This is a genomic window from Nocardia sp. NPDC046763, assembly GCF_040645495.1.
GTDB lineage: Bacteria > Actinomycetota > Actinomycetes > Mycobacteriales > Mycobacteriaceae > Nocardia.
Map to the genome: position 1 here is coordinate 24,650 of NZ_JBEYYI010000013.1, position 25,531 is coordinate 50,180.

General features: G+C 69.2%; 22 protein-coding genes. 8 read left to right on the top strand and 14 right to left on the bottom strand.

Translation table 11 applies throughout. The features are described 5' to 3' along the window. The first annotated feature begins 8 nt into the window (after window positions 1-8). The 5 genes from ABZ909_RS21655 (at window position 9) to ABZ909_RS21675 (ending at window position 6,249) form a co-directional block, all read left to right on the top strand. Window positions 9-854 carry an alpha/beta hydrolase gene (locus tag ABZ909_RS21655; RefSeq protein WP_357002375.1) on the top strand — a complete coding sequence of 282 codons (846 nt, stop codon included), beginning with the start codon at window positions 9-11 and terminating at the stop codon, window positions 852-854. After that, window positions 851-3,226 (top strand): glycoside hydrolase family 3 C-terminal domain-containing protein, encoded by a 2,376-nt coding sequence (locus ABZ909_RS21660; RefSeq protein ID WP_357002377.1) that lies wholly within the window; start codon window positions 851-853, stop codon window positions 3,224-3,226. The genes ABZ909_RS21655 and ABZ909_RS21660 overlap by 4 nt, the downstream gene beginning before the upstream one ends. A gap of 72 nt (window positions 3,227-3,298) precedes the next feature. Beyond that, a complete protein-coding gene (locus tag ABZ909_RS21665) occupies window positions 3,299-4,537 on the top strand; it encodes an MFS transporter (RefSeq protein WP_357002379.1) in 1,239 nt (412 codons plus the stop codon). Between the two features lie 348 nt (window positions 4,538-4,885). Beyond that, a complete protein-coding gene (locus ABZ909_RS21670) occupies window positions 4,886-5,752 on the top strand; it encodes a hypothetical protein (protein WP_357002381.1) in 867 nt (288 codons plus the stop codon). Between the two features lie 257 nt (window positions 5,753-6,009). Next, the gene (locus ABZ909_RS21675) at window positions 6,010-6,249 is read left to right on the top strand and encodes a hypothetical protein (RefSeq protein ID WP_357002383.1); all 240 of its coding nucleotides are present in this window, start codon (window positions 6,010-6,012) and stop codon (window positions 6,247-6,249) included. On the opposite strand, the gene ABZ909_RS21680 is transcribed toward ABZ909_RS21675, so the two are convergent. The 9 genes from ABZ909_RS21680 to ABZ909_RS21720 form a co-directional block, all read right to left on the bottom strand. Beyond that, the gene (locus ABZ909_RS21680) at window positions 6,232-6,729 is read right to left on the bottom strand and encodes a hypothetical protein (RefSeq protein WP_357002384.1); all 498 of its coding nucleotides are present in this window, start codon (window positions 6,727-6,729) and stop codon (window positions 6,232-6,234) included. The genes ABZ909_RS21675 and ABZ909_RS21680 overlap by 18 nt on opposite strands. Before the next feature lie 130 nt (window positions 6,730-6,859). Beyond that, window positions 6,860-7,858 (bottom strand): phosphatidylinositol-specific phospholipase C, encoded by a 999-nt coding sequence (locus tag ABZ909_RS21685; protein WP_357002386.1) that lies wholly within the window; start codon window positions 7,856-7,858, stop codon window positions 6,860-6,862. A 60-nt stretch (window positions 7,859-7,918) separates the two neighbouring features. Next, window positions 7,919-8,590: an FHA domain-containing protein gene (locus tag ABZ909_RS21690; protein WP_357002388.1), complete on the bottom strand. Its 672-nt coding sequence runs from the start codon at window positions 8,588-8,590 to the stop codon at window positions 7,919-7,921. Then, window positions 8,587-9,876: a VWA domain-containing protein gene (locus ABZ909_RS21695; RefSeq protein ID WP_357002390.1), complete on the bottom strand. Its 1,290-nt coding sequence runs from the start codon at window positions 9,874-9,876 to the stop codon at window positions 8,587-8,589. The genes ABZ909_RS21690 and ABZ909_RS21695 overlap by 4 nt, the downstream gene beginning before the upstream one ends. Continuing rightward, window positions 9,873-10,979 (bottom strand): protein phosphatase 2C domain-containing protein, encoded by a 1,107-nt coding sequence (locus ABZ909_RS21700; protein WP_357002392.1) that lies wholly within the window; start codon window positions 10,977-10,979, stop codon window positions 9,873-9,875. The genes ABZ909_RS21695 and ABZ909_RS21700 overlap by 4 nt, the downstream gene beginning before the upstream one ends. After that, entirely contained in the window at window positions 10,976-13,399 is a 2,424-nt protein-coding gene (locus ABZ909_RS21705) for a tetratricopeptide repeat protein (RefSeq protein WP_357002394.1), read from the bottom strand. The genes ABZ909_RS21700 and ABZ909_RS21705 overlap by 4 nt, the downstream gene beginning before the upstream one ends. After that, complete coding sequence (locus ABZ909_RS21710) at window positions 13,396-14,577, bottom strand: hypothetical protein (RefSeq protein ID WP_357002396.1); 1,182 nt, start codon at window positions 14,575-14,577, stop codon at window positions 13,396-13,398. Before ABZ909_RS21710 ends, ABZ909_RS21705 begins: the two co-directional genes overlap by 4 nt. Before the next feature lie 7 nt (window positions 14,578-14,584). Further along, on the bottom strand, window positions 14,585-15,553 hold the full coding sequence (locus ABZ909_RS21715; protein WP_357002398.1) for a glutamate ABC transporter substrate-binding protein: 969 nt from the start codon (window positions 15,551-15,553) through the stop codon (window positions 14,585-14,587). Beyond that, complete coding sequence (locus ABZ909_RS21720; protein WP_357002400.1) at window positions 15,550-16,776, bottom strand: hypothetical protein; 1,227 nt, start codon at window positions 16,774-16,776, stop codon at window positions 15,550-15,552. Before ABZ909_RS21720 ends, ABZ909_RS21715 begins: the two co-directional genes overlap by 4 nt. Before the next feature lie 384 nt (window positions 16,777-17,160). Here ABZ909_RS21720 and ABZ909_RS21725 point away from each other — a divergent pair, with 384 nt between their 5' ends. The 3 genes from ABZ909_RS21725 (at window position 17,161) to ABZ909_RS21735 (ending at window position 21,892) form a co-directional block, all read left to right on the top strand. Continuing rightward, complete coding sequence (locus tag ABZ909_RS21725; protein WP_357002402.1) at window positions 17,161-18,582, top strand: ammonium transporter; 1,422 nt, start codon at window positions 17,161-17,163, stop codon at window positions 18,580-18,582. Further along, window positions 18,582-18,950, top strand: a complete 369-nt coding sequence (locus ABZ909_RS21730) for a P-II family nitrogen regulator (RefSeq protein ID WP_357002404.1) — start codon at window positions 18,582-18,584, stop codon at window positions 18,948-18,950. Before ABZ909_RS21725 ends, ABZ909_RS21730 begins: the two co-directional genes overlap by 1 nt. 110 nt (window positions 18,951-19,060) lie before the next feature. Beyond that, complete coding sequence (locus tag ABZ909_RS21735) at window positions 19,061-21,892, top strand: hypothetical protein (RefSeq protein WP_357002406.1); 2,832 nt, start codon at window positions 19,061-19,063, stop codon at window positions 21,890-21,892. A gap of 33 nt (window positions 21,893-21,925) precedes the next feature. On the opposite strand, the gene ABZ909_RS21740 is transcribed toward ABZ909_RS21735, so the two are convergent. The 5 genes from ABZ909_RS21740 to ABZ909_RS21760 form a co-directional block, all read right to left on the bottom strand. After that, on the bottom strand, window positions 21,926-22,273 hold the full coding sequence (locus ABZ909_RS21740) for a hypothetical protein (protein WP_357002407.1): 348 nt from the start codon (window positions 22,271-22,273) through the stop codon (window positions 21,926-21,928). Further along, complete coding sequence (locus ABZ909_RS21745) at window positions 22,270-23,388, bottom strand: hypothetical protein (protein ID WP_357002409.1); 1,119 nt, start codon at window positions 23,386-23,388, stop codon at window positions 22,270-22,272. Before ABZ909_RS21745 ends, ABZ909_RS21740 begins: the two co-directional genes overlap by 4 nt. A gap of 241 nt (window positions 23,389-23,629) precedes the next feature. Next, window positions 23,630-24,208, bottom strand: a complete 579-nt coding sequence (locus ABZ909_RS21750) for a hydrolase (protein WP_357002411.1) — start codon at window positions 24,206-24,208, stop codon at window positions 23,630-23,632. A 33-nt stretch (window positions 24,209-24,241) separates the two neighbouring features. Next, a complete protein-coding gene (locus ABZ909_RS21755) occupies window positions 24,242-24,694 on the bottom strand; it encodes a MarR family transcriptional regulator (protein WP_357002413.1) in 453 nt (150 codons plus the stop codon). A gap of 81 nt (window positions 24,695-24,775) precedes the next feature. After that, a complete protein-coding gene (locus tag ABZ909_RS21760; protein ID WP_357002723.1) occupies window positions 24,776-25,525 on the bottom strand; it encodes a class I SAM-dependent methyltransferase in 750 nt (249 codons plus the stop codon). Window positions 25,526-25,531: the final 6 nt, after the last annotated feature.

Genomic DNA, 25,531 nt, shown 5'->3' on the forward strand with positions numbered 1-25,531 from the left:
GATTGCCGATGAGTCAGGCCCCGATCATCACGCCGATCACGCTGCGCGGAGCGGCCGGGAAGCTGGCCGCATGGGAGGTCGAGCCGCCCGCCGGGACCGAGCGTCGCGGCACCGCGCTGCTGGTGCCGGGCTTCACCGGCTCCAAGGAGGACTTCGAGGAGATGCTGCCGCTGCTCGCGGCGGCCGGTTACCGAGCGGTGGCCTACGACCAGCGCGGGCAGTGGGAGTCCGACGGGCCCGACGAGGTATCGGGGTACACCCTCGTCGATTTCGTCGGCGACCTGCTGGGCGTGGTCGACCAGATCTCGCCGACCGAGCCCATCCACCTGGTCGGACATTCCTTCGGCGGCTACGTCTCCCGTGTCGCGGTGATCGAGCGGCCGCAGCGGTTCCGCAGTTTCACCCTGCTCGCCTCGGGCCCGTCCTCGGTGGCCGACATCAATTTCCCGCCGCCGCTGCTGGTCGCGCAGGCGGTGGAAGCCGGTGGGCAGGAGGTCATCTGGGAGCAGATGGACGCGGTCATGGCCCAGGCCGACCAGCAGCCCGCACCGCAGCGCCGGGAGTTCCTGCGGGAGCGGATCCTGCGCACCAAGAAGGCCAATATCATCGGCATCCTGACCTGCATGGCCGAGCCGCCGGTGAAAGATCCGGCGGTGCTGCGGGATTCGGGTGTGCCGCTGTTGGTCGCCTACGGCGACACCGCTGACCTGTGGGCGCCCGAGGTGCACGAAAGGTTCGCGAAGCAGCTGAATGCGAAGACCGCCGTCTATCACGGCTCCGGCCATGTGCCGAACGAAGATGTGCCCGCCCAGGTGAGCGCGGACCTGGTGGCCTTCTGGAAGGAGCAGGCATGACCGACGTCATCGACGACCTCCTCGGGAAGCTGGACCTTCCCGCCAAGATTCGCCTGATCTCGGGCGCGGGCTTCTTCCGCTTCGCGGGCGAACCGGGCATCGGGCTGGCCGCGATGCCGGTCTCCGACGGGCCGTCCGGGGTCCGCGGTGAGCAGTGGGACGAGCGTGATCCCTCGGTCAGCCTGCCCTCGGGCACCGCCCTGGCCGCCACCTGGGATCGCGACCTGCTCACCGGGATCGGCGCTCTCATTGCCGCCGAGGCCCGCCGCAAGGATGTGTACGCGGTGCTCGGGCCGACCATCAACCTGCACCGATCCCCGCTCGGCGGACGGCATTTCGAATGCTTCTCCGAGGACCCGATGCTGACCGCCGAGATCGCCGACGCCTACGTGCGGGCGGTGCAGGCACACGGGGTGAGCGCGTGCCCGAAGCACTACGTCGCCAATGACTCCGAGACCGAGCGGTTCACCGCGAATGTGGTCGCCGACGAGCGGACCCTGCGGGAGCTGTACCTGTATCCCTTCGAGCGGTCCGTCGAGGCGGGCGCGTGGATGATCATGGCCGCCTACAACTCGGTCAATGGCGTCACCATGACCGAGAACGACCTGCTCGACGAACCGTTGAAGGGGGAGTGGGGTTTCGACGGCGTGGTGGTGTCGGACTGGACCGCCGTGCGCTCCACCCTCGGCGCGGCCAAGGGCAACGACCTGGCCATGCCCGGTCCGTGGGAGCTGTGGGGCGCGCCGCTGGAAGCGGCCGTGCGCAAGGGCGAGGTGCCCGAATCCGCGATCGACGAGAAGGTGCGGCGCATCCTGCGATTCGCTGTCCGCGTCGGCGCGTTGAACGGAACGCCCAAGCCCGCTCCGACCTTCAGTGACGAGGCGTCACAGCGCCTGGTGCGCGAGGCCGCCGCCAAGGCCATGGTGCTCGCCGCCAACGACGGCATCCTGCCGCTCGGTAAGCCCGCGCAGGTCGCGCTGCTCGGATCCGCCGCCGCCGAACCGCGTTTCATGGGCGGTGGCAGTGCGACCGTGATTCCGGCGCACACCACCTCCCCGCTGCAGGGGCTGTCGGAGGTGCTGCCGGTGGTCTACACACCGGGTGTGCACCTGAGCGAGAACATGATTCCGGTTCCGCTGGACCTGGTCACCGATCCGGAGACCGGCGAGCCGGGGCTGTCGCTGCGGTACCTCGACGGCGACACCGTGCTGGACACCGAGCATCGGATGGCGGGCAGTCTCATGCTATTCGGCAATCCGAATGCCATGCAGGCCAAGGCCATCGAGTTGCGCGGACGACTGCGGGCCGATGTGGCGGGGGAGTGGCGCATCGGGTTCGCCGGTGTGGGCATGCTGACCCTGACACTGAACGGTGAGCAGGTGCTCGCTGAGACCGTGGTGCCCGCGGGCGCCGATCCGGTCGAGATGCTGCTGAATCCGCCGCAGCGGTTCGTGACCCGCACCCTCGGCGAGGGGCAGGAGGTCGACGTGCTGGTGCGCATGATGCCGGACAACGGCTTCCCTGCCATGGGCATCACCTGCGCGGTCGGCCGTCCGCGCCGATCGGATGACGAAGAGTTCGCTGCCGCAGTCGAATTGGCGCGGGCCTCCGAGGTGGCGGTGGTGGTCGTCGGCACGACCGAGCTGATCGAATCCGAAGGTTTCGACCGCGCCACGCTGCGGCTGCCCGGCCGGCAGGACGATCTGGTCTCCGCCGTGGCCGCGGTGAATCCGCGCACCATCGTGGTGGTGAATTCCGGTTCGCCGGTGGAGATGCCGTGGCGCGACGACGTCGCGGCCGTGCTGCTCGCCTGGTTCCCCGGGCAGGAATTCGGCGCGGCGCTCGGCGACGTGCTCACCGGCGCCGCCGAACCCGGCGGCCGCCTGCCCACCACCTGGCCCAAGACGATGGCCGACGTGCCCGTGCTGAACACCAAGCCCGCACCCGGCAATGCGCTGCCCTACGGCGAGGGCATTCACATCGGCTACCGCGCCTGGCTGAAATCGGGTGTGGCCCCGGCCTATCCGTTCGGCCACGGTCTCGGCTACACCACCTGGCAGCTCGACCAACTGGCGGTTTCCGGCCGGACCGCGACCGTCACCGTCCGCAATACCGGTGACCGCCGGGGCCGTCAGGTCGTGCAGGCGTATCTGTCGCGCGAGCACAGCAACGTCGACCGGCCGGTGCGCTGGCTGGCCGGATTCGCGGTGGTCGAAGCGAACCCGGGTGAATCCGTCACCGCCACCATCGATGTGCCCAAGCGCTCCTTCGAGCACTGGACCGAACAGGGCTGGGCCATCGAACCGGGGACCTTTACCATGCATGTCGGCACCTCCGTGACCGCCCTCCCCCTCACCGCCGATATCGGCTGATCGCCTCGACCGCAACGGGTTCAGGCCGCACCACGGCCGGAACCCGTGCTCTTCGCACGCTCTGGACAACCTGTGGCCCATTCCGAAGCCGATGCTGTCGGCACCATCCCTTCCACCCGGACGACGCCCACCCGCGGCCTGCTACCGCTGCTGTTCGCCGCGAATGCCGCGATGTACGCGCTGTACATCGGTGTCGGCGGTGTCCTGTTGCCGCTGCAGATCGAGCACATCGATGCCGCGTCGAAGATAGCCAATCTCGGTCTCGTGGGCGGCGTGGCCGCGATCTTCGCGACCGTGTTCAATCCGGTGGCCGGGGCGCTCTCGGACCGCTCGGGGCGGCGCAATCCATGGATCCTGGGTGGTGGTCTGGCCGCGGTGGCGGCCATGGCGCTGCTCGGCAGCGTGCGGACCGTGCTGCTGGTCGCGATGGCCTGGTGCCTGGGACAGGCGGTCATGAACATCTATCAGGCGGCCCTCACCTCCGTTGTCCCCGATCGGATTCCACGGGAGCGGCGCGGGCGCGCCTCGGCGGCGGTGGGACTCGGGTTGCCGGTCGGGTCGACCGTCGGTGTGCTGCTGGCCTCCGCCTTCTCCGATCACTACCGGACCGGATATCTGGCGCTCGGCGCACTGGTGGCCGGAGCGGCAGTGCTGTTCGCCTCGGCCGCCAGGGATGACCGGCTCGCGCCGAAACGGCCGATCCCGCTGCGTGATCAGGTGGCGACCTTCCTGAATGTGCTGCGCGAGCACGACTTCCGATGGGCGTTCATCGGCAGGGCGCTGCTCGTGCTCGGGTACTTCGCGGTCACGGGGTATCAGCTGTATATCCTGCAGGACCACATCAGACTGCCCGGCGGGCTGGAGCCGTCGACCGCGGTCGCGATCCTCACGCCCATTTCCGCTGTCGCCATGGCGGTTTCCACGGTGGCGGGCGGCGTGCTCTCGGACCGGCTCGACCGGCGCAAGCTGTTCGTCGGCCTGTCGGCGGCGCTGGCGGCCGGGGCCCAGCTCATTCCACTCTGCACCCCGACCTGGCCCGGCATGCTGGCCTTCGCCGCGGTGAACGGACTGGCCTTCGGGTGCTTCATGGCCGTGGACACCGCGCTGGTCACCATGGTGCTGCCCAAGGCCGAAGACGCCGCCCGCGATATGGGGGTCCTCAATATCGCCAATGCCGGTCCCCAAATCATCGGGCCTTTCGTGGCGTCGGCGGTGGTGAGCTTCGGCGGGTACCCGCCACTATTCCTGGTCGGGGGTCTGCTTTCGGTGCTGGGGGCGGTCGCGGTTGTGCCGATTCGGGCGGTGCGCTGACATTCAGTGCCGGAGTTTCGGCGGGGCTATGGACATCGCTGCTGACACGACAAGATCGGGTAATATCTGGCCACATTGAAAGGGGCTGCACGGCAACCCCTTTGCACTCTTGATCGGCAGCTAGTCGGGTAGGGGGTATCCGGGGGACAGAACTCGAGGCTTCAGCGAAGTTGTCGAGGCGCAGGGGCCGCTCGTCGACGCGGTGTGGGTGTTGACGGCGAAATGACAGGGGCCGGCTGCGCCACCGATCGTGCACGCGATGGATGACGCCGGCGTTGCCGTCCTCCGCGACGTGGTGACCAGAAGATTCCGCAGCATCGTCTGCCGCTCGCATCAAAGGAATCTGGAGTGTCCGAAAATTTCCCGGAACATCCCGCCGCTCTTTCTTCCACTCCCACAGACCTTTCCCTGCTGTTGCGCCCGGCCCCGCCCGGAGCGCCCACCGACATGGTGCGCATGCACCCGCGCAACGGCTATCTGCTGTGGGCCGACCTGCCACCCGTTCTCGTCCTGGGCAGCTCCGGCGGCTCCGGCGCGACCACCACCGCCCTGGGCATCGCGGGCGCGGCCGCCTACGACTACGGCGAACACTCACCGATCGTCGTCGACGCCACCACCACCGGTGGCGACCTGTCCGCCCGCGGCTGCGACACCATCGACGCCGCGGGCACCGTCCAGTCCTGGCTGAGCATGACCCACCGCAGCCTGCCGTCGACGGTGATCGACAGTTGCGGCGAAAACAGCTCCGGCGTAGGCGTTCTGCCCCGTGGCCCCGAGGCGCTGCCCCGCCGCGAGACCTATTCCTCGGTGCATCGCGACCTGGTCGAAGCCGGCTGTCTGCCCGTCTACGACGGCGGCGCGCCCGTCACCAACCGCATGGTCGCCCCGCTGCTGTCGGATTCCCGGATCTCGCTGGTGATCACCCTGGCCGCCCGCCCCGACGCCGTGAATCGGCTCAAACCCGCCCTGATCTGGCTCGACGACAACTACAGCCAGTACCACCTGGCCGAAGCGGTCATCGTCGTCACCCGCCAGCACCCGAAGGACGGGCCTCTGGTCACCGAACACGTCCGCAAATATCTCGGCGACGTGGTCCGGGCGGTCGCCGAAATCCCCTACGATGCTCACCTGGGTTCCGGCGGCCCCATCAGCTGGCGCCGCCTGGCGCCGCCCACCCGCGCCGCCTACCGCCAACTCGTGAACCTGCTCCGCTAGTACCCGACATTTCGAAATGCCTGGGCGGCTTGATCCGTCGGCGCGGCTCTTGCTGGCAGGATTACGCCATGAACGCATTCGAGGTGGCGGTGACCGTTCGATTGCGGTGCAGCCGCTGAGAAGTTCACGGTGTTGGCGTAATTCCCTGTTCGAATGCATCTCACGAGACATGGATTCGAGGGCATATGACGAATGCTCGGCAGTTACAGCGGCAGGTTGATGACGGGCGACATGCGAATTCGGCAGCACAAACACGATTGCAGGCGGGGCAGCTGACATACGTCGCGTTCCTGCTGACGGCCCTCGGCCTGGTGCTCATCGGACCGGTAGCCGCAGGTTTCCTGATCGAGGCGAGCGGGGGTGGTGCCACCGGGCCGGGAGCAATCGCGGCGCTGATCGGAATGGCGACCTTCATCGCACTCACGCTGGGGGCCGGATCCTGGATGTTCTGGACGGCCAGGCGCAACCCGGCCCGGGGATCAGACTCCGGTACGTGATCGGCGCAGCAGAACGACTACCCCGACGACGATGACGGCGCCGACCGCGAGGAGGACCGAACCGAACACGGCGAGGAACCAGGTCTGGCCGGAGAACGCGGCAATGGTGCCCGGGAGCGCCAGCCAGATGACCGTGCCGAGGATGGCGGAGAGCCATTCCGCGGGGCTGCGGCCGAGTTGCCATCCCATCGTGGCCAGTTCCGACTTGATGGATTCGCCGATCCGGTCGGGATCGCGGTTCCAGCGGTGCGGGGCCTCGCCCTCACTGTTGGGCCAGTAGTACCGGAAGAACTGTGCGCGGCTGTGCTTTTCGTTGAGCCGCAGGGAATAGCTGTAGGGGGTCCGGGTGCGGTCCTTGTCATAGGGCCGTTCGACCCGCAAGCCGCCGTGGACCGAGCGCACAGTGTAGGGGCTGCCGTCGAGCACCATCCGCAGGCGGCTCTCCAACATCACCTTCGCCGACGGAATCGGATAACTCACAAAGATCATCGTAATCGATTCGAGACCATTTGCGTGGCAATCGAACTGGCGGGCGCGAAGCCATGGGCGGAATTTTCGAATGCGATTGTCTCTCGACGCGATACGGCGGTCCAGCCTGCCGTCGCGAGCCCTAGCCGGCGTTCTTGGCGAGCAGCAGGTCGAGCACCCTGGTGTATTGGTCGGGGAAGTCCATGGGAACGATTCCGTAGTGGGCGGACTGGGTGCTGTGGGTGGTGAGGTAGTCGGCGAGCTTGGGCATGATTGCTGCCGCGTTGTCCTTGGGCCAGGCATTGTCGGCGAAGCTGGTGAAGTTGATGTATTCGAGGGTGTTGGCGGGATCGGCGGCCGCCTTGTCGAGACAGGCTTTGACGTAGTCGAATTTATCGCCGCCGGAGGAGCCGAAGTTCGAGGACCCGGAGTCGAGGCCGGCCAGGCCGTGGTCCTTGTAGTGGTCCTGGAGATAGATCCGATCGGTGGTGAAGACGCCGTTGTCGCCACCGGGCCATTGCAGGCAGCCCAGGGAATTCGCGAACTGGGCGATGAGGACGATGCGGCCGCGGGCCTCACCCAGCGCGGGGAAGCGATTGTCCAGCCAGAACAGCGAGCGGTAGCCCTTGGTGTCCAGGTAGCCGTCGAAGATTCGCTCGAAATCGGCGCCCACGTCGTTATTGGTGCCGTCCTCCTTCTTGACCCGCATGACGAGGACTTCGCCGGGATTGCGGGCCAGGAAGGCCCGGCACTGGTCGAGCACCGTGTCGAAGGTGATGCCCTGGTAGAAGGCGCTGTGATACACGCCGAAGGAGTCGGCGGTGTGGTCCTGTAGACCATTGCAGCGGATGTCCAGGAAACGGATGCCGTGCGCGAATTGGTCCGGGAGCGACCAGTTCTGGGTGTGCGCCCACTCGGTGCCGTCGGCGGCGCTGGTGCAGCAGGAGTCGTGGGTGCCGGGGATGGTGAGGCGCAGCAGGGAGGTGGCGTCGGGGAGTACGGACATCCACGCCTGCGGCGGTGCGCCGACGGTTCGCGCGTGCGGGATCGCCTGCGCCACAGGGCTGCTCAGGCCGGTGGCGAGCGCGCCTGCGGCGGCGGCCAGGGTGGTGCGGGCGAAGTCTCGGCGGGTCAAGCTCATAGAGCGGGGAGCCTAACCTGGACAATGGACCAAGATCGCCGTTTTGCCAGAATTGGGTGATCAGCCCGATTCGGTGGTCAGGGTGATGGTGGTCCAGCCGCCCACGTGGATGCGGTCGCCCTCCTGCAGTGGCACAGGTGTTCTCGGCGGGATGGGGTGGGGGCTGTCGTTGAGACAGGTGCCGTTTGTGGAGCCCAGGTCGGTGACCGTGAGCGTCGCGCCCTCGATGTGCAGGATGGCGTGCGAGCGCGAGACCGCGATATCGGCGGGCGCGACCGCGAGGTCGATATCGGGGTGCACGCCCTGGGAGACGCTGCGCTTGCCGATCAGGATATCGGGCCCCTGCAAGGGGATTCGGCGGTCCGGGTAGTAGCCGGGGAAGTCGACCCGCTCCAGATCGGGTCCCTGCTGAGCCTGCATGCGCGCGTAGTGCGCCCGGTCGGCGGAAATGGTGGCGACCCAGACCAGCGCTGCGGCACCGTTCTCGGCCGCTCCGGACTCGTCGGCGGTCGTCGCCGGCTCCGCGCTCACCGGTGGCGCGGGCGGAGGCGGCGGCAGCGCCGAGTCGTGTCCGCAGTTCTCGCAGAACCGTCCCTCCGAGGGCGCCCCGCAGGACGGGCACAGCACGAGTTGCGGTGCGGCACCACCGAATTGCGCGCCCATCGGCGCACCACAGAAATCACAGTAGTCGGTGGCGGTGGTTTCGTGCCCCTCGATGCAGAGCGCCATCATGGCTCCTTGCGGACTCGGGCGGTCTTGGTGGAGCGGACGTCGAGGGCCATCTCGTCGGCGGGATCGATCTTGTTGCGCAGGCGAATGGTTCCCGTCCGCTCGTCCACCACGTCGACGACGCTGAGCAGCAGCTTGGCGGTGTTCTCATTGCCCGACTCGCTGGCCAGGTGGTACGCGCGCTGGAGTTTGGCGGTGGCCGTGGCGAAGTCGCCCTGCTTGCGCGCGGTCAGGCCCTCCTGGACGGTCTGGGCCAGCTCGGCCTGTCCGGTGTAGTGCGCGACCCGGCGGCTGATGACCGCCGACTTGTCGGTATCGGTGGTCCAGGCCGCCTTGACCAGACCCTGCCCGAGCACGTCGCCCTCGGCCAGTACGCTCACTCGCGCTGCCAGCTTCTCCCGATCCGGCGCGGCCGGCTCGAGCTCCAGCTGGATGTGATAGTCGCGATCCTCGGCGCCCCAGGAGCCCAGCGGGTATTCGCCCACCTGCGGCCCGACCTCGCTGCGCCGCGCGGTGAGATCCTCGATGAACGGCGCGACCTGCTTGAGGAACACGATCTTCGCGCCCACGGGTGTCCACACCCGCATGGTCAGGTCCGGAATCGCCTTCTCCATCGACGATTCCATCGTGGCCGCGAAATCCTGGGCCAGCAGGTCCGCGGTCGCCACCGTGTCGATCGTCCCGTGTAGCGCGGAGGCGATGGGGCGCACCTCGTTCGGCTCCCAGTCCACCCCGACGCCGCGGCAGTCGCAGGTGAAGACACCGATGGACTGGCGGATCTCCTCCGCCAGCCGCTCGGGCGCCTCGTGCTCGTTCTTGCCGTCGGTGAGCAGGATCGCGTGCACCATCGCGCCCGGGTGCTGCTGGGCGATCAGGCGTGACAGTCCCAGCCAGGTGCCGATCGCGGTGCCGCCGTGCGGAACCAGCTTGTCCAGCGCTCGCCGTGCGTTGGCGCGCTCCTGCGGGCTGGCCACCGCCGAGGACCCGCGGTGCGGAAACACCACCTGCGCCTTGTCGGTGCCCTCCACGATCGCGAACCGGGTGCCGTCGGGCATGACGTCCAGCGCCGCCAGCGTGGCCCGCCGGGCGCCCGCGAACTTGTCGGCCGCGCCCATGGACCCGGAGGTGTCGATGATCAGGATCTCGACCCGCGGCGGCGGTGCCACCGACACCACCAGATCGCCGGTGGCCTCGACGGTCACGATGGCGTCGACCGTGCGCACCCCCTCGGCGAGGAATGCGTTCTGGTCGATGGCGACCGAAATACCTTTGTTCTCAGCGGAAGTCACGGTGTGTCTCCTGACGGTGCGAGGGACGGGACGGGCACGAGGGCGACGGTGATGTTGTCCTTGCCGCCCGCGCCGAGCGCGTGCTCCACCAGGGCGCGCGCCGCGGGCAACGGCGCAAGCGAGCTGGTGAAGCGGGCCAGGGCCGCTGCCTCCGGGAGGTAGTTCCACAACCCGTCGGTGCATACCAGCAGCACCCCGGGCGCGTCTGTATGCAGGGTGCGCACGCAGGTGGGCGACCACTGCTGTTCGCTGTCGGCCCCCAGCCAGCGGGTGAGCACGTGCGCGTGCGGGCCGTCCATGGCGGTGGCCACGTCCAGCAGGCCGTTGTCGACCATGGCCTGGGCGAGGGAATCGTCTACGGTGAGCCGGTCGGAGTCGTCGCCGGGGCGCAGCCAATAGGCGCGGCTGTCACCGACATTCGCGACGGTGATGTCCGCGCCGCCCTCGGCGTCGAACTGCACGATCGCCGAGACATAGGTGCACGACGGTGCCTTCCCGTCCGGCGAGCCGACCGCCTTGACCGCGTCGGCGGCGGCGGTCAGCCCGGCCATGACGCAGTCCTCGGCGGGCTGCTCCGCCGCGAGGGCGGCCAGGCAGGCGTCCAGACCCGCCCGGGCCGCGGCACCCGAGGCGGCCTGCGGATCCTCGGAGGTCGACACCCCGTCACAGACCGTGATGACCGCGGCGGCCGGGCGATCCGGCACCGCCCCCTCCAGCACCGCCGCCGCGACCGCGTCCTCGTTGCGGGCGTGCAGCAGGCCGCGGTCGGTGATCAGGCACGCGGTGCCCAGGTCGAATTCGAAGCGATCCCGCTCGGGCCCGAGCTCACCGCAGGTGGCGCAGTAGCCGTCCGGGTCGAATTCGGTGCCGCCGCAGCCGGTGCAGTCGGGCGGCGGACCGGATTCGACGGTGACCGTGGTGCCGGTGGGTTCGAGCCGGGCATTGCGCGCCGCCTCGGCCACCGGCACGGTCGAGCCGGAGCCGGGCCGGAATTCCTTGGGCGGCAGGGCGATCACCCGGATACCGAGCTTGCGGCCGCAGGCCTCGCAGAATCGGTCGGTATCGGCGGCGAAGGTGCCGCAGTGCGGGCAGCGGGCCGTCACAGCAGCGTCCTCGGGCGCACCGCATTGGCCTGCTCCACCAGGGCGATCCGTTCCCACATGTCCTCGGTCTCGTGCGCCAGGTCGCGATAACAGCGTTCCAATCCGGTGCGTACCCCTTGTTGATCGAGCGCCACCCCCAGCAGCGGGGAGTGGTCGGTGGGCACCCTGCCCAGGCGCAGCCAGCGCAGCGCCGCGTCCAGGACTCGCAGACGGGCCTGCGCGGCACGGCGTTTCGAGTCGAGGGTCAGACTATCGATGCGTTTGCCGGCATCGCGAACCAATTGTTCGGTCAGCTCGGCGGGCTCGGCGACGGCCAGCAGCGTCTCGACGGCGGTGACCCCGGCCTCGGTGTGCACCGCCGACGCGGCGTCGACCTGATCGAGCACCGTGACCGCGCCCGCCCGGTCGTCGGCCGCGCGCCGCAGCCGGGCCGCGCCGAACGCGGCGCTGGTGAATGAGCGGTCGCTGCGCCAGACCAGGTCGTAGTAGCGGGCGGCCCGCTCGCGCGCGGTCTCGGGATCCAGTCCGTCCGCGGCCATGAGCTCGGCGGTGACGGCCAGCGCCAGCTTCGGTGCGGCCTCACCCGGCAGCGCGCTGTAGAGGGCGTCGAATTCGGCTGCGGCGGCGGGCCAATCGCGCTGCAGCAGGCGGGCCAGGCCCGCGAACCAGGTCAGCCGCCAGTCGCCGGACAGCGTCTCGCCCACCGCGTCCAGCCGGCGCAGCGCGTCGTCCGCATCACCGAATTCCAGTGCGGCGCGGATCAGCCGGAGCGGGATCTCCACCGACTCCTCGCGGCCGGTGACCACCGACTGCAGGCCCGCGGTGATCTCGCGCTCCAGGTCCTCGGGCGTGACCGCGCTGGTGGAGGCCAGCAGTGCCGCGCCGCTGTCGCTCGGGTCGACCAGCGGAACCGGCAGCGCCGCAATGAGAGCGCGGGGATCGTCGGGCAGCTGGTCACCGACGCCGAACACCCCGCGCGGCGGGCCGAACCGGGTGGACAGCCCCGGCCGGGGCCGCCCGTCCTCGGTGGCCAGCACCTCGCGCAGAATGCCGGTGAGCTGATCGCCCATCTCGGCCATGGAGGTGAAGCGCGCGTCGGGCTCGATATCGGTGGCGCGCAACAGGAATCGGTACAGCGATTCGTGGCGGGCCATGAGCGGCTCGAGCTCGGGACCGGGCAGCGGGCCGAGCTCGTTGTTCACCGGCGGGATCCGCATGATGAGCGCCGCCAGCGTGCGGCCCACCGTGTACACCTCCGACGCGACGGTCGGCCCGGTCTGCGCGATCTCCTTGGCCTGGTAACCCGGCGTGCCGTAGATGGTTTCGTTCTGATCGTGCAAGCCGACGACCGCGCCGAGGTCGATGAGTTTGAGCTGCTCCTCGGTCTGCATCACATTGTCGGGTTTGAAGTCGCAGTAGGCGAGCCCGCGCTCGTGCAGGTACTCGAGGGCGGGCAGCATCTCCAGGATGTAGGCGATGGCCCGCGCGGGCGGCAGATACCGCTGATCGGCCGTGCGCTGTTCGCGCAGCAGCTGTTTGAGCGATTTACCGCCCACGTACTCCATCACGATGTACCCGACCGGTTTGCCGTCCGGCCCGGTGTCCTCGGCGAAGTTGTAGATCCGCACGATATTCGGGTGATCGACCTGCGCGAGGAACCGTTTCTCCGCCACTGCCGCCCGCATGGCGTCCGCGTCGCCGGTATTGAGCAGGCCCTTGAGGACCACCGCCCGGTCGTCGACCTTGTGGTCCACCGCGAGATAGATCCAGCCCAGGCCGCCGTGCGCCAGCGGGCCGAGCACCTCGTACTGGCCGCCCACCACATCCCGGCCGGACAGCTTGGGGGTGAAGGAGAATCGCGTCCCGCAGTGGGCGCAGAAGCCCTCGGCGCGACCGGGCTGGCCATTGCGGCTGCGCCCGACGGGCCGATTGCACCTGCCGCATTCGCGGTGATTCTCCGGTACTTCCGGATCGACCAGCACGGCCTCGGCCGGATCCCGGCGCGGCACCGACGGCACCTTGACCATGCCCGCGCCCAGCCGGCCGCGGCTGGCCCCGGAAGCTCCCGACCGCCCGGTGCGGACCGAGCGCCCGCTGCCGGAGGACCGGCCGCTGACGGTCGATCCGGTGCTCATCGCCGACGCGTGCCCGGTATCGCGCGCAGTGGTCGCCGGCGCCGAGGGCGATACGGGCGCGCTGCCGCACATATCGCAGTAACCGTCGACAATCGTTCCGGTGCAACCGAGTTCGGCACAGCGGTGGGAGCCGACGGCTGCGCTCGCAGCGTCGGGAGAGCTCGTCGCGGTCGACGTGGTCGACCCGCCCGTGGTGGCCGCGGGCGCCGCGCTCGGGGCGGTGCCGCAGACGGTGCAGTAGCCGTCCTCGATGGTCCCGGTGCAGCCGGGCTCGGTGCAGTTCATGATCGCCTCCCCGATTTCTGGTCGATGAGCTGGCGGTAGTCCGTGATGGCGCGGGTGACCGCGGCCAGATCGCAGGGCCGGCGCGAGAGCAGCCCCGCAGCGATGCGGGCGGCCGCGAGCACATCCTGATCCTCGGCCACCCCCAGCCGGGCGGCCTTGGCGCGGTAGGAACTGAACCGCCCCTTCAGTTCCGCCCGCCGATCGAGCAGCCCCTGCGCGAGTTGTTCGTTGCGGGTCGCCGCGTCGAGCGCCCCGGTAATGCGTTGCCGCAGCTCCCACAGCTCCGTGGGCACGGACGGATTGGCTTCCAGCGCGGTCAGTTCCGCGCTGTACACGGCACTGTCGTCCGGATGCCGGGGGAGCGGCGCGGCCAGAATGGTGTGCTCCACCTCGGCGCGTGCGCGATCGGCCCGCTCATAGGTCTTGTGCAGCGCCTCGACCCGGGACCGGGCCCGCCCGATCGCCGCGTCCCAGTCCGTCGAGATGGCCCGCAGTTCGGCCAGTACCGCCGCGGCCTCGCGCATGCGCCGGGACAGCTCGCCCAGGCGACGGTCGAGCACATCGGGTGCCAGGGCCAGGGGATCGGTGGCGACCTGCATGGCCAGGGCGTCGATATCGCTTGTCAGCGACTGCAATTCGGGAATCGACATGCCGGTGCGGGTCAGTTCCGCCTGCAGCGGCGCGATATCGGTCATCACCCGGGTGTGCACCGCCTCCACCGCGTCGAGCACCCGCACCACGGTCGGGAAGGCCGCGCGCATGCGGTCCAGCATCTCGGTGATGCCGATCAGTTCGATCTGCTCGCGCGGCCCGCTCAGCGAACGCTGGGACATGGGAATCGTGCTGCGCGACACCTCGACCGGCTGTCCGCGCAGCAGGCGCGTGAGCTCCTCCCGGTCCAGCGAGTCCAGGCGGCGCCGCCCGCGCGCGGCGCGGGCCTGGTCCAGCACGGTGCTCAGCCGCCCGAAGTCCTCCCACATGAGTTCCAGCGCCGCCCGGGCCGGCGCCCAGCGCTGCTCGGTGACACCGGTAGGTGGGAAGCGGCGCAGCAGCATCAGCCCGGGATGCTTGTCCAGCTCCACCAGGGTCGCGGCGATGGTCTCGATTTCGCGTGCCCGCTCGGCGATTTCACGATCTATCTCGGCGACGCTGAGAATGTGCCCAGGATTCTCGTGCATCCCCGGCTCAATCGCTGTACCGGGCGGGCGGGGGACCGGGGGAGGGGCCGACCCCGCTCAACCATCGGTCGTAGAGACGCTGCCAGGTGCCGTCGGTGCGCAGCCGCTGCAGCACGCCGTTGACGAAGCGTACGAAATCGGTGGCCTGCTGCTGGATTCCGACGGCGAACGCGTCGGTGTCCATGGCGTCGCCGACCAGCTCCAGATTGGGGTCCTGCAATTTCAGGCCGACGAGAATCGGCGCGTCGGTGCTGGCGGCGTCCACCTCGCCCTGCTGCAGCGCGGTCAAACAGTCGAGCCAGTTCACCATGCCGATCACGGTCGGATGCTGGGGCAGCGCGAAGACGGCGTCCAGCGTGGTCGAGCGATAGACCCCGCACACCTTCTTCCCGGCCAGATCTGCGGCCGAGTGGATGCCCGAGGTCTTGGTGACCAGCAGCCGTTGGTCGGCCAGCAGATATGTCGTCGAGAACTGGATCTGCTTGCGCCGTGCGCAGGTGGCCGAGAAGGTCTGCGTCACCATGTCGACTTTGTTGTCGATCAGCACCTGCGAGCGGTCGGCGGATTCGGTGGGATGCAACTCGATCCGGTCGGGATCGCCGAACAGGTCGCGCGCGATCTCGCGGGCGATGTCGATGTCGAAGCCCTCGATCTGCCCGGTCGCCGGATTGCGATAGCCGAACTGGGTCTGGTTCTGGTCCACACCCACCCGCAGCTTCCCGTCCGCCACGATGGTCGCCATGGTCGAACCGGCGGGCATGGCTCCGGGTTGCGGTTGCGCGCCCGGCCGCAGGCTCGCGGTCGGATTACAGGATTGGTCACCGCGCTCGCTGGGCCCAGGCGTGAGGACCGCCGCGCCCGGGGGCAGGCGGTTGTCGGCGGGCAGTTGGAAAGGGATGGCCTGCGGCGTCGATCCGCACGCGGCGGCCAGCAGCGCCACGGCCCCCAGCAGCAGCATCCGCATGCGCGTCCTCACAGGAACTCCTTCAACCGCGGCCACACCCCGACCACGACGGCGCCCGCCGCCGCCAGCAGTAGTGCCAGCGTGCCCAGCGGGCTCAGAGCGAGGGCATTTCCGGCCGTGTTCACATCGTCGCGCACTTCCTGGCGGGTGCGCTCGAGTTCGGTCTGCAAAGCGGTGTCGAGGGCGGTGAACTGCGCGGCGGAACCCGTGCCGTCCGCCTTGATGGACTGGTCGACCGCGCCGCGATAGTTGTTGCTCAGATACGCGGCCACTTCCTTCTGGTGGCCGTCCTGCCACCCCGAGAACGCCTTCGCCGCCGCCGAATCCGTGCTCATCAGCCGGGCCAGATCCGCGCGCAGCTCGGTGGTGCTGTCGGCGAAGCGCTTCTCGCTGGCGGTGAGATCGCCGCGGGTGATCAGTTGCAGCGTCTCCTCGGTGCGGGCCTGCTGGGCCAGAATCCGTGCCTGCGCGAGCTTTTCGAAGCGGGCGGTGGCCCCGGTGTCGATGGCCGCCGTGGTAGCGGCCGTGGTGGCGCCGATCCACAGCAGCGCGAGCACCGCCAGCCCGCCGGCGGCGACCACTCCCGGATTGATCCAGCGGTTGGTGTGCCGCAGCAGAATCCACGAACCGTAGCCGCACGCCGCGAGCAGCAGGACCAGCACGCCGACGCTCCACCAGGGCAGCCCGGTGATCGCGCCCTGATCGCGGTGCAGCTGTGCGAGGCGAATCTGCTCCAGTTCGCCCGCGTCCTTCAGGATCGAGCCCTGCATGAGCGCCGACGCCTGCCGCAGATACGCGGAGCCGACCGGCAGGCCCTGCCGGTTGTTGGCCCGCGCCGCCTCGACATAGCCGGTGTAACTGGGTAATTCGGCCGAGATGCGGCCCAGGATGGTGCGGGTCTCGGCGTCCGCGGCGCCGGTGGTGGCCTCCGCGAGCGCGGCGGCCGCGTCGGTCAGCGCGTTCTCGTAGCGGATGCGGACCTCGGGCGACTCGATGCCGCCGGAGAGGTAGGCGGTGGACGCCGCCGCGTCGGCGGTGGACAGGGCCACGTACAGCCGTTGCGCGGCATTGGCCAGTGGTTCGGTGTGCGCCAGGACGGTGTCGTGGCGCGTGATCTTGGTGCTCTGCTGATTCGCGGTCACCAGGCCGCCGAGCAGGGCCAGCAGTGCGAGGGCCGCGCCCACCGCACCGATGACGCCGGGCGCGGTGCGGGCGAAGCGTTGCGTCCACTGCATGGCCCCGCGAGTGATCGCTGCTGAGCGACTGCGAATGGTCGCTGCTGAGCGACTGCGAATGGTCGCCGGTAAGCGACTCCTCAACTCCGTTTCCCCCGTTCGACCGGCCGGTGCTCCCCGTAGCCAGATCGTACGGTAGCGATCGCACCCTGTCGATCGAGTTCCAACCGGTCGGAATTCGCTGAGCGGGTCCATCATTTCGAATGCACGTGCATTCACGACCGGACCATGAAATCCAGATTTAACCGCGTGTAATCGCCGGGAAATGTTCCGGCACAACACTTGGTTCACCCGATGTGACCTTAGACACCTTATGTCACAACGTAATTTAGTGCTGGAGTGGGTCTGGTGCCTGCCCGCTCCGCGGTGAGGTAGCGCTGAACCATGTCACCGTATCCCGACTGGCTGAATCCCGGCGACAACGCCTGGCAGTTGGTAGCTGCGACTCTCGTCGGCCTGATGAGCATTCCCGGTATCGCGATCTTGTATGGCGGTCTGGTGCAACGCAAATGGGCCGTCAATACCATGCTCATGGCGTTCACCGGATTCTCGCTGGTCCTGGTGGTGTGGGTGCTGTGGGGCTTCAAGATGGGGTTCGGCGAGCCCGTCAAACTGGGCCCAGGAATACTGCGGGCCGCAATCGGCAAGCCACACACAATTCTGAGTTCCAATAATCAAGAGCAGGCCGTGATTCCGTTGCTCGACGGACTCATGCCCAAGTTCCGATTCTCCCAGACCACGCTGGCCTACTTCCAGTTCGTGTTCGCCGCCATCACACCCCTGCTGTTCCTGGGCAGCGTGATCGGGCGCATCAATTTCAAGGTGTGGCTGATCTTCGTCCCGCTCTGGTCGACGCTGGCGTATTCGGTCAATGCATTCCTGATCTGGGGCGGCGGCTGGTGGTCGCAAATGGGTGCGCTCGACTACTCGGGTGGATATGTCATTCACCTCGCCGCGGGCACCACGGGCTTCGTGGCCGCGGCGGTCATCGGCCCGCGGCTGGCCCGCGACCGGGAACGAGCGGTGCCCAACAACCTGCCCATGGCCGCGGCCGGGGCGGGCATCCTGTGGCTGGGCTGGAACGGCTTCAACGGCGGTGACCCGTACTTCTCGGGTGCGGATGCGTCGCTCGCGGTGATCAATACGAATCTCGCCACCGCGGTCGCGGTGCTGACCTGGGTGATCTGGGACATGGTGGCCGGTCCGTCGCGGCGGCCCAACTTCCTCGGCGCGGTCAACGGCATGATCGCCGGCCTGGTCGCCATCACGCCGGCCGCCGGTTTCGTGAACAGTTTCGGGGCCATGGTGATCGGGCTGATCGCCTCCACCCTGGTGTGGCTGTCCTGGAACAAGCTCGGACGCACCCGGCTGTTCCGCAAGGTCGACGACACCCTCGGCGTGGTGCACACCCACGGCGTGGCCGGGCTGGCGGGCGGCATGCTGGTCGGCGTACTGGCCGACCCGAACATCCGGGTGTACCTGGGGACCGGCGGCGCGGCCGACGCCACCTACGGCGGCTGGCTCTACGGGCACAATCCGAAACTGCTGCTCTGGCAGGCGGGTGCGGCCGCGACGGTGATCGTCTGGGATGCGTTGGTCACCTTCGTCATTCTGAAGGTGCTGAGCCTGTTCATGAGCCTGCGCATGCCCGACGAAGTGCTCGAGACCGGCGACGTCGGAGCACACGAGGAAGAGGCGTATCCGGACGACACACTCGTCCACGCGCAACCGTCCGTGCGGAAAGCGGCGCGAACGGAAGCAGCGGTGCGGCAGGACGGAGCGGAGATTCCGGCCAAGGAATCCTGATGTCGGCGCCGCTGCACCTCGGCGGCATGATCGGTTACCACAATATGGACCCGGGCGGCGGTGCGGACGCGAAACTCCTCACGCTGGTGGTGCCGCCCGGCCTGTTCGATCAGATCAAACAGGCCCTCGCCGCCTTCGGTGTGCGGCGCATGGTGGTCACCCAGGTCTATCGCGTGGACGACCGTGACAACCGCGTCGAAAGCTATCGCGGACAGCGTTTCGAAACCGATGTCTCTGCCGGCCTGCGAGTCGAATTACTCGCCCGGACCGAGGATGTCACCGATCTGGTGCGCATGATCGGCCGGATCGGCTCCAACCACGAAGCCTCCAATATAGAGATCTGGATGATCGACGCCCGCCGGTTGTGAACGGCCGGAAAACTCGATTGCCGCGCTCCCGCCCCGATCGTATGGTCGGGGCGGGAGTGTGCCGTGTTGGATTCGAGGCGGCGCGGCAATTCATCGGTGGGAGTTCGGGTTTGGCAGTGCTGTTGGCCTTCGGCGTGGTCGCGGAACGCGATCGGCGCGCCTGGCTGGTCGAGACCGGGGAGGCGATCGACCATGACGGGCCCGAGGGTGCCGCGGTGGTCCTGGGCGCACGGGACAGCGATCCCGCGCATGTGGCCATCGCCTGCGCCGACCTGGCCGGGCTCGTCGAGCTCGGCGGCACCGTAATCGCCGGGGCCGGAATCGATCTCGGTGACGGCTTCGTATCCGCGCGGCTGGCGGGCGCCGGCGGCGACCGGCGGGACGCGGTGCTGGCGGCCCTGCGGGTGCTGAAGGTCGGGGGCGGGTGGCGGCTGGGGGAGCGGACGGCGACCCTGGTCGCGCTGTTCGGGGTGACGGCCACCAAACCCGTGGGCGCGGCCGCCGAGCAGGCCATCGGCGAAGGGCGCTGGGCCGCAGTGGTATTGGCGTCCGCGGCGGCGGATCTGCTCGGACCCGAGCAACTGGTGCGGGTGCTCGAGCTGCGCGCGCCCGACGGCATCGATCCGGTGCCCGACGGCGCGGCATCGGTGCTGGCGGCGAATCTGCGCCGGGTCCTCGAACCCTGTTCGCGCCCACGGCGGCTGGAGCTGGTGCTGGATCTGTGGGAGCAGGTCTGCGCTCGGCAGCGGGCCGTGCTCGAGCGCGAACGGCTGGTGGCGAGCCACGATCTGAGCGGATTGGAGTCGCTGCGCGAACGCTCGGACCGGTTCTCCGAGCAGCAGCTGATCGAACTCGTCCAGGGATCGACCCCGGGGGCGCTCACGCTGCCGACGGCCATTCGATTTCGGCCGACCTGGCGCAATCTCTGGAAACATTGCGTCGAACGGATGATCCAGGACGCGCTGGCGGCCACCGTGCTGCTGCGGGCCGCTGTCGCGGTGCACGAACTCGGGGCGGTCGCGGGCATCGACCGGGTGCGCGAGGAGATCGCCGTGGTCTCCGCGATGCTCAGCTCGCGAGACATCAAGGCGGCCAAGGCTGCGGCCGGAGAGCCGAACGCCCTGCCCGTGCGGCCCGCTGTCCATGTTCGCGAGATCGACGCGTGGCTGCGGCAGCAGCAGCCGCGCAACGCCGCCTACGAACGGTTCGTGCGTGCTCGGATGCGGACCGCGCTGGCGTACGCGATCGTGGTCGACGAACGATGCCGGATGCTGCTCGGCATCGACATCCCCGCCCGCTCGTTCCCGGTGGAGCACTGGGATTCGAGCTCGCTGCGGGCCTGGCGCGCGGTCGCCGGTTACACCGCGCAGCGCCCGCCCCGGGACTGGCCCGTCGACCCGATGGTGCGCACCCACGGTCAGCCCAGCCTCGCGGTCCGGCTGGCCGGGGATCCCGCCGCGGTCGAGCATGCCTCCGATCTGCTGTGGCTGGCCGACCTCGCCGACGCCATCGCCCGGGCGCGCGGGCATGAGGCCGCCGTGCCCGCGCACTACTACCGGGTGCCCGAATTCGAGACGAATCCGGCGGCGCCGCAACCGGATCCGCTGACACCGCGCTCGGACTCCGTACCGCTCGCGGTCGCCGGGGCGGCCCAGCTGGTCGACCTCGGGGCAACGGCCCCCGCGCGGTGCCGGGACTGGGCGCGCCTGTGCGCCGGATTGGTGGGCAGCGGTGTCGTGGCCGCCGCGCTCACCAGCGAATTCGAGGTCGCCGAACCGGTCCTCGCCCACGATGGTGCCGTGTTGCCCGGGACGTCGCTGCGGATTCAGCTCGCCCGCACCGCCACCCGGCTCGCGGAGTGGTCGGACCAGATGGGCAATTGCATTGCGGGACAGTGGTATCAAAGTCGGGCCGTGCGCGGGCGCAGCATCCTGCTCGGCCTGCGTGACGAGCACGACCACCTACAGGTCAATGCCGAACTGCGCCGCGCCGGCCGCGGGTGGGCGGTCAGCGAGATCGCCGGACGGTTCAACCAGGAAGCCGATCCCGCGGTGCGGCAGGCGGTCCGGGCTTGGGCCGCGACCCTCCGCGTCGAGGAGCCGGAACCCGATCCGGCGGACTTGGTGGCTGCCGAGCCGCCCGCCCGGGCCCGGCGCTCGGCACCTGATCCGGTCCGCGAGGTCGGTCCCGCACTGCACGAAGCGGTCCGCAAGGCGATGGTCGAATCGGAAGCCGCCCTGCGCGTGCTCGCCGCCCTGGCCGGAGACACCGACGGCGATCCCAGAACGCTGACCGCCCTGCGCCGTTCGGGCACCGACCGGCTCACCGCCCTGTGCGTGACCTTCCTCGACGCCAACCCCGCCGCTCTGCCCGCGCTCTGGACCGCCGGCGGCAGCCGGCCCCTCGCCGCCGCGATCGAATCCCTGGACGCCGCCCTCCTGACCCGCTACCCCCGCCTGCCCACCGTCACGGCCGATGCACCCGTACCGTCGAAACGGTTGCGCGCCTTGCTGAAAGAACCCGACATCGCCACCGCCCGCAGCATGGACCTGATCGCCCAGCGCGTCCGCGCCGCCCTCGGCCGCCTCGCCCACCATGGCGACCCCGCGCTCACCCATGCCATCACCCGCCACCCCACCCCAGACCTCCTCTGCCCCCTGATCCTGGCCACCACCTGCACCCCCACCCACCACACCCCGGTGACCGCGATCAGCGCCCCCCGAGCCACCACCGTCCCCGGCTACCCCACCACCTCCCTCTCCGCCCCCGACGGCCCCTGGCTCACCGCCTGGCCTGCCGCCTTGGAACTCGGCACCCCCGACCCAGGCCCCGATCACGAAGCCTTCTGGTCCCACATAGCCGACCACGGCCTCCTCATCCCCACCGCCTGGCTGGCCTCGGGCGGCTGGCCGACTCTCTGGTCCCGAGCCCACCGGGAATAGCGTCGCCCCCGCTCGACGGTATTCGTATCGCGGTCACTGTTGCTGGTTGCTGTTGTCCGCCGTGATCGGATCCGGTGACCGGTCGGAGGCTTCGGACTGGTTCTGCGAATCGCGTCGGCGCAGGAAGCGCGTAACCGCGTATGCCACAACGCGGTACGTGAGGTAGGCGGGCACGATCACCAGCAGCACGATGCGCAACGCCATCAGGGTGGCGGCGACTGCCAGATAGCCCAGGCTCATGCTGTCGGGGGAGCCGAATCCGTGTCGCTCCGACAGTGCTGCCAGGACGAGGCGCAGGGCGAGGTACACGACGATCGGGATCAGCGGGAGCCGGATGAGCCGCCATCCCGCGCGCAGCCGCTCGGTGGCGGGAATTCTCATGGGGCGAGCTCCGGGCCGGAGGTGAGGAAGGCGAGCAGCAGGGCGTTGCCGATCACGCCGCCGTTGGCGAAGCGCAGGCGGTTGCCGCTGCGCAGGGGGAGGCCGGCGAGGTCGGTGGTGCGGAACAGGCGGGTGAAGATATCGCGGTGGCCGAAGGCGTGGGCCGGGGCGAGCGCGAAGCCGGTGGCCGAGACCGAGATTCCGAGTATGACCGGACCGCTGTCGATGTCTCCGGTGCCGTCGGAACCCTTGCCGTACTCGTGGATGGCGCTGAAGCCCAGGATATTCCGTTCCTGGTGGAACAGTCCGGTCGCCAATTCCTCGGCGAGCGCGTGGTTCGCGAAACCGGCGAAGTAGGCGCCCAATCCGGTTCCCGACGCGCGCGGGGCGTCGTGCGAATGCGCGTCGACTCCCATGCGCTGCACCAGCAGTCCGGTGCCTCGATCGATCTGGACCGCGCGGACCTGTTGCGCCCAATGGGCGAGGACCGCCGTGTGGTCGACGCCGGTCGCGCGGCCGTGTACCGCGATGGCCGCGGCGACCGCCGCCACATCGGTGGGATAGGCCTCGCCCGGAAAGGTTTCCAGCAATGCGGTCGGCGAGGCGAGCAGGCGGCGCTCGTAGGAGGCGACCAGCGCGTCATCCTGGGCCGCGAGGCCGGGCGGGAACGCCGGATCGACCAGCCGCGCCATCCCGAGCGCGAGAGCGGGATACGAGAGATACGCGTGCCCGTGCGGACTATCCGGAACAGCCAGCCCATCCTCGCCGTTCCAGGTCGCGGTGAACACGTCCCGCATCTCCGGTCGCAGGCTCTTCGCTGCCGCACGAGTCGCGATGGGCGCGAACCGTTCCCGCCATTCCGGGTGCGCCAGACACACCTGAGCCAATCCCAGCGCGGTCATCTGATGCGCAAGCAACCCCCACATCCCGGTGATCTCCCCACCCGCGCCGCCCGCCCGCAAATGATCATCGGCATCCTCGAACGCCACCAACTCCTCCGCAAGCCCACGCACCCGCCCCGAATCCCCATCGAACCACGCATCGGCATCCCGCCCACACCACCAGCCCGGCACCAACGCCGCGACCGACAACGCAGCCAGCAGCCCGGCGAACATCGCAACCCAACGCCGATGCTTATGTTCTCGACACACCCGACGGGTCGAACTCCCCATGACCCGAAACTACATCCCCACCCCATCCACCCACTACGACAACCGTTTTCGCCCCGATCGACCGGCAGGCCGGGATCGCCGTGCGCAGTCGGCAACAAGATCAGGGAGCTTCCAGCGCGGGAAATCGGACAGATCTCCGCGGTGGGAGCTCCCTGATCTTGGTTGCTGCATGATCGTGATTCGGTCAGAGCTTGGTGACGGCGTCCAGGATTTCCTCGGTGGTGGCGGTGACGCCGAGACGGGGGAAGATCTTTTCGACGGAGTGGGTGTGGGCGGCGGGGTCGCGGTCGGCGGCGGCGTCGGTGGCGACGATGACGTGGTAGCCGTGTTCGTGGGCGGAGCGGGCGGTGGATTCGACGCCGATGCTGGTGGCGATGCCGCCCAGGACGATGGCGGTGATTCCGCGGCGGCGCAGGTGCAGGTCGAGGTCGGTGCCGTGGAAGGCGCCCCACTGGCGCTTGGTGATCCGGATGTCCGTGGGCTGGATGTCGAGTTCGTCGAGGAGTTCGTCCCAGCCGGGCGGCGGGGTGAACGCGCCGGTGGGCTGCATGGTGCGGCCGGGCGGCATATCGCTGCCGTCCGGGGCGAAGGTGACGCGCACCAGGACGACCGGCAGGCCCTTGTCGCGGAAGGCCTTGGCCAGCTCGGTTCCCCGGCGCACCACCTCGTTCGCGGGGTAGGGCTGGGTGGGGGCGGCGACCACACCGCGCTGCAGGTCGATGAGGACCAGAGCGGTGTTGGGATCGAGCAGGGTGTCGGTCAAGGTGCAATCCTTCTCTGGGAGTGGTGATTCCGGTCAGTCTTCGGTGAGCCGGGCGAGTAGCGGGATCGCGGCGATGAGCGAATCCTGTTCGCCGGGCGAGAGTTTGGTCGTGATGGCGGTGGCCAGCCAGTCTTCCTTGGCGTCGTGCGCCAGCCGCAGCAACTGCTGCCCCGCCTCGGACAGTGACAGCAGCACCTGGCGCTGATCGGTCGGATGCGGCGCCCGCGCCACCAGCCCGCGCTCCTCCAGCACGGCGAGCGTGGTGCGCATGGACTGCGGCCGCACCCGCTCGGCCCGCGCCAGGTCGGCGACCGACATCGGCCCCTCGTGTCCGAGCCGGCTCAGCGCCACGGCCTGGGAGGGCGTCATCTCGATTCCGGCCCGGGCCGTCCGCAACTGCCGCAACAGCCGGCTCGCCGCCACCCGCAGCTCGCTCGCGGCGGCGGCCACCTCTGCGGCCGACCTGTTCTCTCCGTTCGCGCTCACCGGCCCAGAATGTCACAAACAAAGTCAAACTTGCAAGTTTGCCTGTTGAGTTTTCGGGTTGTTCGAAGCCTTCGCGATGGCTCAGATCGGCTTGGTCGCCGTGACGAGCCGGGTCGGGAAGAAGGGCCCGCCCCACCACATGCGCCACCCGAGATTGCGACGCCGCACCTCGGTCAACCCGAGTTCGAGCAGGCGGGCACGGTATCGGTGTGTGGCCAGGAGATCGGCGATGACGAGCCGTCCGCCGGGCCGCAGTACACGTACGGCCTCGTCGATGGCGGCCATCCGCCCGGCGGCGACCGGGATGTTGTGGATCACCAGATTGCTGAACACCAGGTCGAAGGTGTTGTCGGCGAACGGCAATCGCGTGATGTCACCGGTTTTCACCTCGACCCGATCCGCCACCCCTTCACACTCGGCATTGCGGCGCGTGGCCTCGGGGCTGTTGCCGGTCTGATCCGCGTGCCACAGGTCGATACCGACCGACCGCCCGCGCGGCAGCAGTTCCGCGGCCATCAGCAGCACCGCCCCACGACCGCAACCCAGATCCAGCGCGCGCTCGTCGCCGCGCAGTCCGAGGTCGCCGAAAATCCCGGCCCACACCTGAAACTTGCCGGCCAGCGTCGTGTACAGGTAGGAGCCCACGAACAGTGCAGACCCGAGCGCGAGGAGGCCGGTGGCGACAGCGCCGACGGGAGCGCTGCTCACAGCTTCGCGCACGGCCGAGGCGGTCAGCGCGGTGATGATCGCGGCGGCGATCACCGCCTGCCAGCGCGCCGGGACCACGGCGAAATCCCCGTCGACGCCATAATCGCCCCGACGACGGCGCAGCTCCGG